This window comes from Oleiphilus sp. HI0128 (genome assembly GCF_001635365.1).
Genome location: NZ_LWGG01001097.1, coordinates 1 through 15,167 on the forward strand (window position 1 = coordinate 1; position 15,167 = coordinate 15,167).

The 15,167-nt window shown below is 44.7% G+C and carries 13 protein-coding genes and 4 tRNA genes; 3 read left to right on the top strand and 14 right to left on the bottom strand.

Annotated features, from left to right (window positions below):
* Together A3763_RS18615 and A3763_RS18620 are read left to right on the top strand one after the other, a co-directional pair.
* Positions 1-484, top strand: a 484-nt coding sequence (locus A3763_RS18615; protein ID WP_156495173.1) for a TRAM domain-containing protein, incomplete at its 5' end; no start/stop codon positions are given.
* Positions 468-1,520 carry a PhoH family protein gene (locus tag A3763_RS18620; protein ID WP_082865270.1) on the top strand — a complete coding sequence of 351 codons (1,053 nt, stop codon included), beginning with the start codon at positions 468-470 and terminating at the stop codon, positions 1,518-1,520. The genes A3763_RS18615 and A3763_RS18620, both read left to right, overlap by 17 nt.
* Before the next feature lie 185 nt (positions 1,521-1,705).
* Here the strand turns inward: A3763_RS18620 and A3763_RS18625 are convergent, their stop codons facing one another.
* From A3763_RS18625 to A3763_RS18690, 13 genes are all read right to left on the bottom strand, one after another.
* Entirely contained in the window at positions 1,706-3,010 is a 1,305-nt protein-coding gene (locus A3763_RS18625) for a TRAP transporter large permease (protein ID WP_068634575.1), read from the bottom strand.
* Positions 3,007-3,414: a TRAP transporter small permease gene (locus tag A3763_RS18630; protein WP_082865269.1), complete on the bottom strand. Its 408-nt coding sequence runs from the start codon at positions 3,412-3,414 to the stop codon at positions 3,007-3,009. The genes A3763_RS18625 and A3763_RS18630 overlap by 4 nt, the downstream gene beginning before the upstream one ends.
* A 121-nt stretch (positions 3,415-3,535) precedes the next feature.
* A complete protein-coding gene (locus A3763_RS18640; protein ID WP_068638188.1) occupies positions 3,536-4,018 on the bottom strand; it encodes an EAL domain-containing protein in 483 nt (160 codons plus the stop codon).
* Positions 4,019-4,065: 47 nt separating this feature from the next.
* Positions 4,066-4,509 (bottom strand): response regulator, encoded by a 444-nt coding sequence (locus A3763_RS18645; RefSeq protein ID WP_068634577.1) that lies wholly within the window; start codon positions 4,507-4,509, stop codon positions 4,066-4,068.
* A 185-nt stretch (positions 4,510-4,694) separates the two neighbouring features.
* Positions 4,695-4,970, bottom strand: a complete 276-nt coding sequence (hupB, locus tag A3763_RS18650) for a nucleoid-associated protein HU-beta (RefSeq protein ID WP_068506893.1) — start codon at positions 4,968-4,970, stop codon at positions 4,695-4,697.
* Positions 4,971-5,235: 265 nt separating this feature from the next.
* Entirely contained in the window at positions 5,236-7,617 is a 2,382-nt protein-coding gene (gene lon / locus A3763_RS18655; RefSeq protein WP_068554104.1) for an endopeptidase La, read from the bottom strand.
* Between the two features lie 243 nt (positions 7,618-7,860).
* Entirely contained in the window at positions 7,861-9,144 is a 1,284-nt protein-coding gene (gene clpX, locus A3763_RS18660) for an ATP-dependent Clp protease ATP-binding subunit ClpX (RefSeq protein ID WP_068506896.1), read from the bottom strand.
* 149 nt (positions 9,145-9,293) lie between these two features.
* Positions 9,294-9,935, bottom strand: a complete 642-nt coding sequence (clpP, locus tag A3763_RS18665) for an ATP-dependent Clp endopeptidase proteolytic subunit ClpP (RefSeq protein WP_304438895.1) — start codon at positions 9,933-9,935, stop codon at positions 9,294-9,296.
* A 217-nt stretch (positions 9,936-10,152) separates the two neighbouring features.
* The gene (gene tig / locus A3763_RS18670; RefSeq protein WP_068506898.1) at positions 10,153-11,460 is read right to left on the bottom strand and encodes a trigger factor; all 1,308 of its coding nucleotides are present in this window, start codon (positions 11,458-11,460) and stop codon (positions 10,153-10,155) included.
* A 386-nt stretch (positions 11,461-11,846) separates the two neighbouring features.
* Positions 11,847-11,931, bottom strand: a tRNA-Leu gene (locus tag A3763_RS18675).
* A 65-nt stretch (positions 11,932-11,996) separates the two neighbouring features.
* A tRNA-His gene (locus A3763_RS18680) sits at positions 11,997-12,072 on the bottom strand.
* A gap of 28 nt (positions 12,073-12,100) precedes the next feature.
* A tRNA-Arg gene (locus A3763_RS18685) sits at positions 12,101-12,177 on the bottom strand.
* A gap of 59 nt (positions 12,178-12,236) precedes the next feature.
* Positions 12,237-12,313 (bottom strand) — tRNA-Pro (locus A3763_RS18690).
* A gap of 228 nt (positions 12,314-12,541) precedes the next feature.
* Here A3763_RS18690 and folD point away from each other — a divergent pair.
* The gene (gene folD, locus A3763_RS18695; RefSeq protein ID WP_068554101.1) at positions 12,542-13,396 is read left to right on the top strand and encodes a bifunctional methylenetetrahydrofolate dehydrogenase/methenyltetrahydrofolate cyclohydrolase FolD; all 855 of its coding nucleotides are present in this window, start codon (positions 12,542-12,544) and stop codon (positions 13,394-13,396) included.
* A gap of 353 nt (positions 13,397-13,749) precedes the next feature.
* Here the strand turns inward: folD and cysS are convergent, their stop codons facing one another.
* Complete coding sequence (gene cysS, locus A3763_RS18700) at positions 13,750-15,144, bottom strand: cysteine--tRNA ligase (protein ID WP_068554099.1); 1,395 nt, start codon at positions 15,142-15,144, stop codon at positions 13,750-13,752.
* Positions 15,145-15,167: the final 23 nt, after the last annotated feature.

Sequence of the window (15,167 nt, forward strand, 5' to 3'; positions counted from 1 at the left end):
TCGCCGTATACGTAAGCACCGCCCTGATATTAGTATCTCTTCAGACTTTATCATTGGCTTCCCTGGCGAAACCGAGAAAGACTTTGAAGACACCATGAAGCTGATCAATGACGTTGGCTTTGACGCTTCTTTTAGTTTTATCTATAGCGCGCGCCCGGGTACACCAGCAGCAGATTTACCTGATGAAACAAGCGAAGAAGTTAAAAAACAACGACTGCAAATTCTGCAGCAGCGCATTCTTCAACAAGCTCAAGATATTAGCCGAAAAATGGTCGGTAATACCGAACGAATTCTGGTCACAGGTTTTTCTAAGAAAGACCCCGGGGAGCTCCAAGGCCGAACCGAAAATAACCGTGTTGTGAACTTCAAAGCGAAGCAAGACCGCTCAGATAGTGCCTTGATCGGGCGCTTTATCGACGTGAAGATTACCGATGCTTACGCAAATTCATTACGTGGTGAAAGAGTCGATGAGCAAGACTACTAAAAAAGAAAAGTTAGCCAGACGGCAAGACAAGCAGCCTGACGATAAAGTCAAAACAACGAGCACTGGCTCCATCACCATCAAAGAAGTTGCACTGACGCCTTTTGATAATGACCGCCTCGCCTGTTTGTGCGGCCAATTTGATGAAAACATCAAACACCTAGAAATGCGTCTAGATGTTAAGATCAGCTATCGGGGCGCTGTTTTCAAAATACGTGGCGAAAAAGCTGAAGCATCCCAAGCGGCGCTAGAGATAATCAGACACCTATATCGAGAGACCGAGGATAATTCGAGCATTAGCCTTGAAATGGTTCACCTCTTTGTTCAGGAGTTTGGCGTTGATGCTATTTCGAGCGAGCTATCAGAAGAAGCTCGACTAATCAAAACACCTCGAAGCCAAGTTAAACCTCGCGGCGAGAACCAGTGCCAATATGTTGCTAACATTAAGCAGCATGATATTAATTTTGGCTTAGGCCCTGCTGGTACTGGCAAAACCTACCTTGCTGTTGCTTGTGCTGTAGAAGCGCTAAATAACGAAGAAGTTAAGCGCATTCTGCTCGTTCGGCCCGCAGTTGAAGCAGGAGAAAAGCTTGGCTTTCTGCCTGGCGACCTGGCTCAGAAAGTTGACCCTTACTTGCGCCCTCTCTATGACGCGCTATATGAAATGCTAGGCTTCGACCAAGTCGCCAAGCTCATGGATAAGAACATCATAGAAGTCGCACCACTCGCCTTTATGCGCGGCCGAACACTTAATAATGCTTTTATTATTTTGGACGAAAGCCAGAACACCACGCCCGAACAAATGAAGATGTTCCTGACCCGAATTGGTTTTGGCTCAACAGCCGTTATTACGGGTGACCTAACCCAAACCGACCTACCTAAACACGCGATGTCGGGCTTAGCTCAGGCTCAGCGCGTTTTGAATGGAGTAAAAGGCATCAGCAGCATCCACTTCCGCCCATCTGATGTTGTCAGACACCCTATTGTTCAACGAATTGTAGAGGCTTATAACAAGCACGATACGCAGGGAAAGGCTTAAACCACAGAGGACACCGAGCGCTTCGCTGCACAGAGGAAGGGATTAAGACACCCTAAAAACCTTTTTATCTTTTCTCGGTGTAGGCCGCAGGCCTCTCTGTGACCTCTGTGGTGAACCGTGTTTTATGTTTTGATCTTGAAGTGATAAACCGATGAACCACAGAGGACACCAAGAGTAGAGAAACTCTAATCTTTCATTTGCCCGGGCAACCACAAAGCTATTTCAGGGAAGATCAGCAGTAGTAGTACCATAACCAAACTTATTACTACAAATGGTAAGGCACCCTTAAATACAGTTGTTAAGGGTATATCCGGAGCAACGCGCTGCATTACAAATACATTGATACCGATTGGCGGCGTAATCAGCGATAGCTCAATCATCATAACGATAAAAATACCAAACCAGACCGGGTCATATCCTAAAGAGGTCACCAAAGGGAAGACAAAAGGCAAGGTGAGGATAATCATCCCAAAGGTGTCTAATACAGCCCCGAGCACCAGATACAAGAGCAATAGCGCTAACATTATCAAGAAGGACGAATCACTCCACCCGGCGATGGATTCTATCAAGAACTGAGTCACGTCAGTCTGCGCCATGAAGCGGCTAAAGAATACGCCTCCTAAGAATAACAAAAAGATGTTGCCGCTCAGCGAAACGCTTTGGCCCAAACTTTCTTTCAGAATCATTGCACTTAAGCGTCCGCGAAATAAGGCAATAACGAATACCCAAGCCAAACCAATACCCGCGGCCTCTGTTGGCGTTGCATAGCCTCCGTAAATACCACCCAAAACAATAAGCATTAGTGACAATGCCGGCAGGAGTTTTGGTAGCGCCTTGATCCGCTCTGCCACCGAGTAATGCTCACCACCGGGTGCCAGTTCGGGCTTGAGCTTACAGCGAATCATGACATATAGACCAAACATCAAAGCTAATAGAATTCCCGGAATAATACCCGCTATAAACAGGTCGCCTAGCGAGGTTTCCGTCCAGGCCGCGTAAAAGACCAAAGGGATACTCGGAGGAATAAGAATGGCGAGCACACCGGCTGCTGCGATTGAGCCAGTCGCAAGCCTTTGGTTATAGCCGTAACGACGCATCTCTGGCATCAGCATTTTGCCCATTGCTGTGACTGTTGCAACACTAGAGCCTGTGACCGCACCAAAGGTTGCTGAGCAGCTGATAGATGTGATCGCCAAGCCACCGGGAATTCGCCCGAACCAGCGGTTAAAGCAATAGAAAAGATCTTTACCCAAGCCCGTTGTTTGAGCTAAAGCTCCCATCCAAACAAATATAGGTAAGGTCACCAATACAAAGTTACTGGCGACTTCCCAACTAACCAACTGAAACTGAACGATAGCCGACTCAAAGCTCTGAAGGTAGACATTTCCAAGCAGCCCTACCGCTATCAAAGCGATAGCAATCGGTACACGTAGAGCGATTAATATAAGCAAGCAGGCCATGGCCAACAGGCCAACACTTTCAGGGTTCACGAATGCCCCTCTTTGGTTTGACTTGAATCTAGACTAGCCCATAGCAAACTCAATGATTGAAGCGTTGTCACAAGCCCGATAAAAGCCATCAAGGCATAGAAAGGCCAATAAGGTATGTCGATAGTATAAGCTTGATCTTCATAGGTATAGCTATCTATCGCGCCCAACACCGCCTGCCAAACGACAAGTAGCGAGAACAAAACCAAGAAAACATATGAAGCGCATTTTAGGGAGCGTTGCTTAGAAGCCGACAAGGCTTGGTAAAGCAGGTCAACACTCAATAATTCATGGCCCTCTATACACTTTGGAATCGCTAATAAAGAACATGCTGAGTAGCAGCAAACCCGACAATTCGTGAGCCCAAGCAATGGGAGAGGAAAATAATGAACGCAAAATAACGTCACTAATTACAAGTAAGACCAGTGACGGCAGAACAAACAAGGTGTTAAGACCGTTTAAGAAATTAACGAGTTTTTTTAAGATTTGGTCAAGCATAGAATGGAAGCGACGGAGGGTTCACGCTTATTAGCTTGACTCTTGATCAGGTAAGGGGCCAGGCATCACGATGCCAAATCCTTGAGCAAAGTCTATTCCAATTTCTCTTAGCGCTTCGCAAGTCGCATCATCCTCAACAAACTCTGCGATCGTCTCTAGACCCGCTGCGTGCGCTATCATATTGCACGACTCCACAATCCCTCTATCAATACTGTCGCTCAACATATTCTTAACAAAGCTCCCATCAATCTTCAGGAAGTCGACAGGAATCGTTTTAAGATAAGAAAAAGAGCTCAAACCAACACCAAAATCATCTAGCGCAAACTTAAAGCCTAGCCCTCTAATTTCATTAATAAACTCTACCGCATCAACCAGGTTATCGATTGCAGAGGTTTCTGTAATTTCAAAACAAATTCTCTGAGGCAGCAGGTCATATTCTTTTTGCCAGATCTTGATATCATCAAAAAATGACTGATCACTCAAGGTTGAACCTGACATCGTCTTCGGAGTCATCGACGATTAATATTCGTATAATCTTACCTTCCACTAAATGCATATAGCTACCTTGATACCGGAGAAAGGTTAATGTCTAACCAATAATTCCGAAGTGCTGAGATATTGTCTTTAAATTCATTTATATCAAAAGACTTTTGAATATAGCTGTTTGCGCCGGCCCGATAACTTTCCTGAACATCTCTCTCTTCATCGGAGGAGGTTAGGATGACAACAGGTAGGCATTGAGTGTCCGGGTTGTGACGAAGCTCTTTCAACACATCCAGACCATGAACTTTTGGCAAATTCAAATCGAGGAAAACCACCCTTATCTCAGGGTCGAACTGCTGGCCAGCGTACTGCCGCTTTCCACACAGGTAATCAATCGCCTCTTGCCCATCCCTAACAATGACAACATCTTTCTGCTCTACGCCCGCTTTTTTAAGCGCAAACAAAGCCAACTCTTCTTCACCTGCATTATCTTCTACTAACAATATCTTTGCCGTACTCAAAGCGAACATCCTCCTTTTGCTTATCCTTTAAGTTTAGCCCCATATTAGATTTATGCCAGGTACTGTCAAAACACCCCAAATCATTCCGACTCACTTAGCAATTCACGAATTACAGGCACAAAAAAAGCCGCTAAGAGCGGCTTTTTTCTAACTTACTAAAGTAAGCCGATTCAACAAACAGCTTACTAGCCGTTTACTGCATCCTTTAGGCCTTTACCAGCTTTAAAGCTAGGAATCTTGGCAGCAGCGATTTGAATTTCTGCACCAGTCTGTGGGTTACGACCAGTTCTTGCTGCACGATCTTTCACAGAGAAGGTACCAAAACCAATCAACGTTACCTGATCACCTTCTTTAAGTGCATTTGTAACTGATTCTACAACCGCGTCGATAGCACGACCAGCGGCTGCTTTAGAAATGTCTGCAGATTCTGCAATTGCATCAATTAGTTCAGACTTATTCACACTAAACCCCTTTTGAGATAACTGTAAACATACGAGACTTTCGCAGAATGCTGCAAGGTAATCTCTGTATATAATTTATAATGATGTGCTTTTTGATTCTTAGAAATCTTACACTTTTAAAAACATTCGTCAATTGTATCTTTGATACTCAAAAAGACAACTAACAAATATCACATGACAGGTCGGAGCCCCCTAAATTACTGCTGCCTGACGTCAGACTGTTTTATACCAACTGAGCGAAAGCCCTGTCAAGCAGCCTGAGCGCCTAATGTGTATTTATTCTCTCAGAAGCCTCATCTTTCACCTCTGAACCTTCTTTTTCGGACTTTTGCAGCATTTTTTCCTTGTGTTCATCACTTTCGGGAGAATACGCCAAAGCGCGCTCTAAAACTTCGTCAATCCACTTAACCGGTACAATTTCGAGGTCTGCTTTAATATTATCCGGAATTTCCTTCAAGTCTTTTTCATTTTCTTGAGGAATTAGAACTAGTTTTATTCCACCTCTATGTGCCGCTAATAACTTTTCTTTCAAGCCACCAATAGCAAGGACCTGACCACGCAAGGTTATTTCACCTGTCATCGCAACGTCTGCACGAACTGGAATGCCAGTAAATGAGGAAACCATTGCCGTGCACATTGCGATACCCGCACTCGGCCCATCTTTTGGCGTCGCACCTTCAGGAACATGGACATGAATATCATGCTTTTCATGAAAGTTGTCATCGATATAAAAGCCGCCAGCTCGACTTCTTACAACAGTCATAGCAGCTTGTATTGACTCCAGCATTACATCACCCAAAGACCCCGTCCGAACAACCTTACCTTTACCCGGCACAGTACTACATTCAATTGACAACAACTCGCCGCCAACCTGCGTCCATGCCAGACCAGTAACCTGCCCTACCCGGTCCTTTTCATCAGCCATGCCGTAACTAAATTTGCGCACACCTAAGTACTGATCGATATTTTTGCTATCTACGGTAATCTCAATAGCCTCTTTAGACTCTAGAATTTCCTTCACTACCTTGCGACAAACTTTAGCAAGCTCTCGCTCCAGCCCTCGAACACCCGCTTCTTTGGTGTAATAACGAATCACATCTCTTATTGCATCTTCGGCAATAGCGAGCTCACCTTTTTTCAGGCCATTATCTTTGATCTGTTTCGGGATCAGGTATTTTTGCGCGATATTGATCTTTTCATCTTCGGTGTAACCCGGAATACGGATAACCTCCATACGATCAAGCAAGGCCGGAGGGATGTTCATTGAGTTTGAGGTACAGACAAACATAACATCGGACAAATCATAATCTACTTCTAGATAGTGATCATTAAAGGTATGATTTTGTTCTGGATCTAACACCTCAAGCAAAGCCGAAGCCGGGTCACCACGATGATCAGCACCCAATTTATCGATTTCATCAAACAAGAACAGCGGGTTCTTCACTTCGACTTTAGAAAGCTTCTGAATCAGTTTACCTGGCATTGAACCGATATAAGTTCGGCGATGACCACGAATCTCTGCTTCATCACGCACACCACCCAGTGCAACACGGGTATATTTTCGGTTTGTTGCCTTCGCAATAGATTGCCCCAAGGAGGTTTTACCTACACCAGGAGGCCCAACCAAGCACAATACCGGCCCTTTAAGCTTCTTAACCCGGCTCTGTACCGCTAAATATTCGATAATGCGGTCTTTGACCTCTTCTAGGCCATAGTGGTCTGCATCAAGAATTTCTCTTGCCTTAACGATATCGTGTCGAACTTTACTTTTCTTCTTCCAGGGAAGATTTACAAGCCACTCAACATAGCCTCGCACAACTGATGCCTCTGAAGACATCGGTGACATCATCTTCAACTTCTTAAGCTCTGCTTCAGCCTTCTTCTTGGCCTCTGCACTCATGCCAACCGTTTGAATTTTGTTTTCCAGCTCTTCGAACTCGTTACCACCTTCGTTGATCGCTCCCATTTCTTTCTGGATAGCTTTCATTTGCTCATTCAGGTAGTACTCGCGCTGACTCTTTTCCATTTGCTTCTTAACACGACCACGAATGCGCTTCTCGACCTGAATCAGATCAAGCTCGCCTTCGATAACAGCTAACAACATTTCTGCACGCTGCCCGACATTCAACTCTTCCAGAACATCCTGCTTATCGGCTATTTTGAGTTCCAAATGAGCAGCAACGGTATCGATCAACCTAATAGGGTCAGAAATATTCGTTAACGACGAGACGATTTCAGCAGGAATTTTTTTACTCACCTTACTCAGCTTTTCAAACTGAGACATTAAGGTTTGCACAAGCCCCTGAAACTCAGACTGCTCTGGGTGAGACTCTTCCAGCTCACTCGTTTTTGCTGACAAGAACTCTTCTGAAGCAACCCGATCAACACTGACTCGGTACTCACCTTCGATCAGCACTTTAACCGTACCATCGGGCAGCTTTAACATTTGCAATATATTTGCAACCGTACCAACGGAATATAATTCATCGATTGACGGATCGTCTTCGATGGCAGTTTTTTGTGTGAGTAAGAGAAGCTTCTTGTCAGAAGCCATGGCCGCTTCAAGCGCCATAATAGACTTTTCTCTACCAACGAAAAGAGGAATCACCATATGCGGAAAGACAACGACATCCCTCAAGGGCAACATGGGGATATGGCCTTCCGGCGCAGTTATCACGATATCTTTTTCAACGCTTTCTGATTCCGTGCTTTTATCTTGATCAGACATACAATTCCTCAATCACAAATAGATGCTTTGACTCATAAGTGGGGCTATATTTTTTAAATACAAGACAAACCGGGCGAGAATATTAGAACTTTTCCATATCAGCCAGGTAAAAAAAAACCATGCCCACCTTCATGGACATGGTTTTATCGATTTTAGTCGAACTTAGCTGTCAGGCAAGGCTTTTGCCTGTTCACCATTATCGTAGATCTTGATCGGTTCAGACTCACCATTGATGGTATTTTCATCAATAACAACCTTGCTTATGCCCGACTCGGATGGAATGTGATACATAGTATCGAGTAAAACATTCTCCAAAATCGACCTTAAGCCACGAGCACCAGTCTTTCTTTCCATTGCCTTATTGGCAACAGCACGAAGCGCCTCTTCCCTAAAATCAATTTCAACGCCTTCCATTTCAAAAAGCTTTTGATATTGCTTAGAGAGCGAGTTCTTAGGCTCTGTCAAAATTTGCATTAACGCAGCTTCATCAAGCTCGTTTAGCGTTGCAATCACCGGCAAACGACCAACAAACTCAGGAATCAAACCATACTTAACCAAGTCTTCGGTTTCGACTTCTTTTAGCGTCTCACCAACCTTACGCTCTGCATCCTTACTCTTAACCGATGCACCAAAGCCAATTCCACTCTTCTCAGAACGATCAGCAATAACCTTATCCAGGCCTGCAAAGGCACCGCCACAGATAAACAGCATATTAGTTGTATCAACCTGCAAGAATTCTTGCTGAGGATGCTTACGTCCACCCTGAGGAGGAACCGAAGCAACCGTACCTTCGATCAACTTAAGCAAAGCCTGTTGCACACCTTCACCTGACACATCTCGTGTAATTGAAGGGTTATCAGACTTACGAGAAATCTTGTCGATTTCATCAATATAAACAATTCCGCGCTGCGCTTTCTCTACGTCGTAATCGCACTTTTGCAGAAGCTTCTGAATAATGTTCTCGACGTCTTCACCAACGTAACCGGCTTCTGTCAGCGTGGTTGCATCAGCAATCGTAAATGGAACATTCAATAAGCGCGCTAGCGTCTCGGCCAATAGCGTTTTACCACTACCCGTTGGGCCAATCAGCAAGATATTACTCTTGCCCAGCTCAATATCAGACTTAGCATTGTCGAACTTCAGACGCTTATAATGGTTATAAACAGCAACAGAAAGAACTACTTTAGCTCTCTCCTGCCCAATCACATAGTCGTCAAGCGTTTCTTTAATTTCTTGCGGTACAGGTAGTCTATCACTAGCTTCCTCAGAAGCTGTCTCCTGCACCTCTTCACGAATAATATCGTTACAGAGGTCTACACATTCATCACAGATAAAGACAGATGGGCCTGCAATCAGTTTTCTCACTTCATGCTGACTTTTGCCACAAAAGGAGCAGTAAAGTAATTTACCGTTATCTCCGCCCTTACCGTTTTTTTCATCGGTCATCAGATTTCCTACTTACTGTACAAAGCGCCTCTTCGAACGCCTGCGCGCAATGAAGCGGCTCTTACCGCTGCGCGATATTCATTTAATCGCCTGAGAAGTCCTATTCGAGCAGCTTAAGCTCTATCTTCCCAGGCAAGTGCCCCTCACTACTACTCTGCCGACGGACGCTTTTCAATCACTGAGTCAATTAAACCATATTCTACTGCCTCAGCACCATCCATAAAATTGTCACGATCTGTATCTTGAGCAACTTCTTCGATATCACGGCCTGTATGTTCAGCCATAATTTTATTCAGCTTATCACGAATCGTTAGAATTTCTTTAGTATGAATCTCAATATCAGTCGCCTGCCCCTGATAACCACCTAAAGGTTGGTGAATCATCATTCGCGAATGAGGAAGACAATGACGCTTACCTTGAGCACCACCCGTCAACAACAATGCGCCCATACTACACGCCTGACCAATACATAACGTAGAAACATCCGGCTTGATAAACTGCATTGTGTCATAGATAGACATACCCGCAGTAACTGAGCCACCAGGTGAATTGATGTAGAGGTGAATATCTTTGTCAGGATTCTCAGATTCCAAAAACAACAGCTGAGCAACAACAAGGTTAGCCATGTGATCTTCAACCTGACCAACCATAAAAATAACGCGCTCTTTTAGTAGACGCGAATAGATATCGAAAGATCGCTCTCCTCGTGCAGTTTGCTCTATAACCATTGGCACGAGACCACTATTAGTAATAATGCCTGAGCCTTGTCCCATATTGTCTTGGAAATTCATACGTATCTTTCTTCCTCTGCTTGGCCTGCTACAAGTATTGATGTGTCGACCTAGGTATCTTTTTTTGATATCTACGACAAGTCATATTGAATATGCAGTCTTTATTTTTCGTCGCTTTAAATTAAAAGCAGCCAGTATTTAACTGGCTGTTTAAAGTGTAGCTGAAAAAAATTAGAGATTCAGATTTTCATCCGAATATTTCTTTTTTTTAAGCTTCTTATTGCTGAGCTGCTGCTGGCTTAACCGCATCTTCGTAGGACATCTTAACTTTTTTGCCCTTCGCTTTTGACTTAACTAACTCAACTACTGCGTCTTCTACAATAACTGCTTCAACCTGCGCGCGGTTTTCCTTTTGGTTATAGAACTCTACAACCTCAGCTGGCGTTTCATAAGTACCGGCAATTTCCTGGATCTTGGCATCAACTGCTTCAGCATCTGGCGTAATTTCGTTTTCCTTAACCACTGCCGCAAACAACAAACCAGTTTTAACACGCTGAGTCGCTTGATCTTTAAATAGCTCAGAAGGCAACTGAGAAACATCTAACTGCTGACCACCACCAAACTGCTGCAAGGCCTCTTGCTTCATTCGGTTAATTTCTTCTTCAACCATAGACGCTGGAACGTCGATATCGTTTGCTTCAGACATGCCTTCAACAACTTGCTGCTTCAGCTTATTGCTTACTGCATTTTCAAGCTCACGTTCCATATTCTTAATTACTTCTGCTCTGAAGTCTTCTTCAGTTTTGCAGTCTACGCCGTATTTACCGAAGAACTCTTCATCCATTTCAGGAAGCACAGTATCTTCAACAACTTTAACGTCTACCTCAAACTTAACATCTTTACCTGCCAACTCTTCGTTCGCATAGTCTTCAGGGAAAGTCAGCTCTAAAGTCACTGACTCACCAGCTTTTGAACCGATCAGACCGTCTTCAAAGCCAGCAATCATTTGACCGGCACCCAAAGTGATCTTCTGGTCTTTACCTGTGCCGCCCTGGAACGCTTCACCATCCATATAACCAACGTAATCAAGCGTCAACAAGTCTTTCTTCTTAGACTTACGCTTTACTGACTTAAGTGTGCCATGCTGACGACGAAGCGTATCAATCATGTTCTTGATATCTTTTTCTTTAATTTCAGCAACTGGCGTTTCTAACTTAAGCCCAGACAAGTCAGCCAATTCGATTTCTGGATACACTTCAAAAATCGCAATAAACTCTAGATCCTTACCTTCTTCAACTGTCTTAGGCTCAAAACGAGGATAACCAACCGGGTTAACTTTCTCTTGAGTCAACGCTTGAACGTAAGAGTTACGCATTACTTCGCCAATCACTTCTTGACGTACGCCTTGTCCATAACGCTTTTTAACAACCTTAACTGGCACCTTTCCTGGTCTAAAACCGTTGATACGTGCTGTTTTAGCCGTCTTCTGAAGGCGCTCCTCGACTTCTCGCTCGATCTGATCAGCAGGTACACCAATCGTCATTCGGCGCTCTATGGAAGACGTGGATTCAACAGAAACTTGCATGGACATTCCTCAATTATATATAACGTGTTTGCTCGAAGACCTAACACCACTACCAATCTGCGTACGCGCGCTTAAAGCACCTATATACATGATTGAAAGACAGTCTAGTGATCGAATCGATCTAGACAGTGTATCAGCCATTAAAATTATTGGGGGCGAATATTAAGATCACTACCTGAATATATCAAGCACTTTAATCGGCTTAAGAGTGCTTAATCGATGAAAAACATCAAAAACGCAAAATAATTCACAGGAAAGCGTAATAAACTAGAAAAGATTTATATTCAGATTATTCGTTATATATAAATGTAACCAAGGAAGAGAACAAACAGCAGATATTTTATTGCGGTAAAATACTGCTTTTTTAGAAACACCAAGATTTGACTTGGTGCGAAAGGAGAGACTCGAACTCTCACGCCGCAAGACACTAGAACCTAAATCTAGCGCGTCTACCAATTCCGCCACTTTCGCATCGTCAATTTTTTCGTATTCTAACCAACTTGCAACCCGTTGTAAATCAACAATTTGCAAAAAGTTGGGGTGGACGAAGGGGTTCGAACCCTCGACCGCCGGAATCACAATCCGGAGCTCTACCAACTGAGCTACGCCCACCATTACCTGGCTTCTACCACTTAATAAATGGCGCGCCCGATAGGATTCGAACCTATGGCCTACGGCTTAGAAGGCCGTTGCTCTATCCAGCTGAGCTACGGGCGCTCGAATCCTTTTCTCTAAAAACCCTATTACACAAACAACATGAAACAAGATCTTTAAAATGGTCGGGGTAGAGAGATTCGAACTCCCGACATCCTGCTCCCAAAGCAGGCGCGCTACCAGACTGCGCTATACCCCGATCATACTTAAATCAGCTAACAACTCCTATTCACAAGCACTGCTGCCTGGAACATTCCTCGTTGCCTCTCAAAGATGGCGCGAATAATACAGCCGGTTTTTTCGATCGTCAACAAATTTTAAAGCGAATTTTAGAAATTCTTTTAAAAAAGCAATTTATAAGCTTTTTATTCATAAAGGGTCATGAGAAAATGCCGCCATTCAAAATTCAGGGTTAGAGAGATCAAACATGACCGCAGCACTAATTGATGGAAAGAAAATCTCGCAAGAGGTAAAGGCTAAAGTGGCCGAAGGCGTAAAAGAAAGAGTCGCCCAAGGTAAGCGCCCTCCCGGGCTTGTGGTTATATTGGTAGGTGCTGACCCAGCATCTGAAGTGTACGTTCGAAACAAAACTAACTCTTGCGAACAAGTCGGCTTCAAATCCGAAACGCTGACACTTCCTACTGAAACAAGTCAGGAAGAGCTAGAAAGCCTTATTGACAAATATAATGCCGACGAAACAATCGACGGCATACTGGTTCAGCTCCCTCTGCCTGAACACCTAGACAGCGATCCTTTACTAGAACGTATACGCCCAGATAAAGATGTAGATGGCTTCCACCCTTTTAATATTGGCCGCCTTGCACAAAGAATGCCCCTACTCCGCTCCTGCACCCCAAAAGGCATAATGACTTTATTGGAAACAACAGGACAAACAATCAGAGGCAAAGATGCCGTTATCGTCGGCGCTTCTAATATCGTTGGTCGACCGATGGGCCTTGAGCTATTACTAGCTGGCTGCACTGTCACGACCACTCACCGCTTCACCAAAAACCTGCCCGAGAAGATATCTCAGGCCGACATCGTAGTCGTTGCCGCCGGCAAACCTGGCTTAGTAAAAGGTGAATGGATTAAGCCTGGCGCAATTGTTATCGACGTGGGTATTAACCGTTTGGACGATGGCCGCTTGGTGGGTGATATTGAATTTGATGTCGCGCAAGAGCGCGCTGGCTGGATTACACCTGTTCCTGGCGGTGTAGGCCCCATGACAGTTGCAACGCTGATGGAAAATACGCTTTATGCAGCGAATGAGCTGCATAGCTAAGTTGAAGCAAGCCTGTAGGAAGAGGTCTCCGTACCTCCCTGGCGGACTGGCACAAAGTTTCTATGAAGCACCGCATTAGCGAGAGGTAGAACCCTCTGCCTACAAAAGAATATATACCAAACTCCACGTAGGCGGGGCCTCCGGCCGCGCGAACGAAACCGCTAGGCTATCTGATACACCGTGGAAAGACTTGCGCCCCGAGACGGGCCGCCTACAACTACAAACGCGCTATCTCGACAGTCACTTGTAGGCAGATGTCTCCGTGCCTCGCTGGCGGACTGGCACAAAGTTTCTATGAAGCACCGCATTAGCGAGGGGTAGAACCCTCTGCCTACGATTGAGTTTATTAGTGATTAAGAGCGGCGCCAGCTGGTACCATCTTTACTATCATCTAAGGTAATGCCCTGCTCTAACAACAGATCACGAATTCGGTCAGACTCCGCCCACTCTTTATTCGCACGTGCTTCTGTTCTTGCCACAACTAAAGTATCTATCTCATCATTTGATAAACCATCAGCCGAAGCTGCGCCTTTAAAGTAATCTTCAGGGTCTAATTGAAGAATACCCAAAGCTTCACCTAAAGAACGAAGCGTACTAGCCAAGGCCGCAACATTGTCACCTTCATCAGTACGTGCAACATTTAGCTCTCGAACCAAGTCAAACATCACGGCCAATGCTTCAGGCGTATTAAAGTCATCATCCATCGCTGTTTTAAAGCGCTCAAGATAAGACTCAACGCGCGCTTCAGAACTTAGCTCTGCCTCGCTCAAACCACGTAAAGACTGATATAAACGATCCAAGGTTGCTTGCGCTTCAACCAGGTTATCTTCGGAATAATCAACCTGACTACGATAGTGGCTAGACACTAGGAAGTAACGAATCACTTCAGCCGGATACTTTTCCAAGACTTCGCGAATGGTGAAGAAGTTACCCAAAGATTTAGACATCTTTTCTTTGTTTACACGAACAGCGCCTGCATGCATCCAGTAGTTCACATACTTCTGACCGGTTGCACCTTCAGACTGGGCAATTTCATTTTCATGATGTGGGAATTTTAAGTCTGGCCCGCCCCCATGAATATCAAAGGTATCACCCAAACAGCAAGTCGACATGGCTGAGCATTCAATATGCCAGCCAGGGCGACCATTCCCCCACGGGGATTCCCAGCTAGCCTCGCCTTCTTTTGCCGCTTTCCACAAAACAAAATCCAGTGGATTACGCTTATGCTTTTCAACATCGATACGCGCACCCGCCAACAGCTCTTCGGTATTACGCTTGCTTAGCTTACCGTAGGTTTCAAACTTATCGATCGCATAATAGACATCGCCATTGTCGGCAGCATAAGCATGCTCGTTGTCGATCAGACGTTGAATCATATCGATAATTTCCTGGATATGCGCCGTCGCTCTCGGCTCCTGGTCTGGAGACTTCACCGACAACGCCGCTTCATCCTCATGCATCGCATCGATAAAGCGCTGCGTTAAAGCATCGTAGGCCTCTCCATTCTCCGCCGCTCGGGCGAAGATCTTGTCATCTACATCGGTGATATTTCGGATATACGTAACGTCGTAGCCAGAGTGGCGCAAGTAACGCGTAATCACGTCAAAGCTGACCAGCACGCGAGCATGACCGATATGGCAATAGTCATACACCGTCATCCCACAGACATACATTTTGACTTTGTTTTCTTCAAGCGGCTTAAATACTTCTTTCTCTGCAGATAGCGTATTATAAATTTTCAATGACATATTCTTTACTCCATCTACTCTTA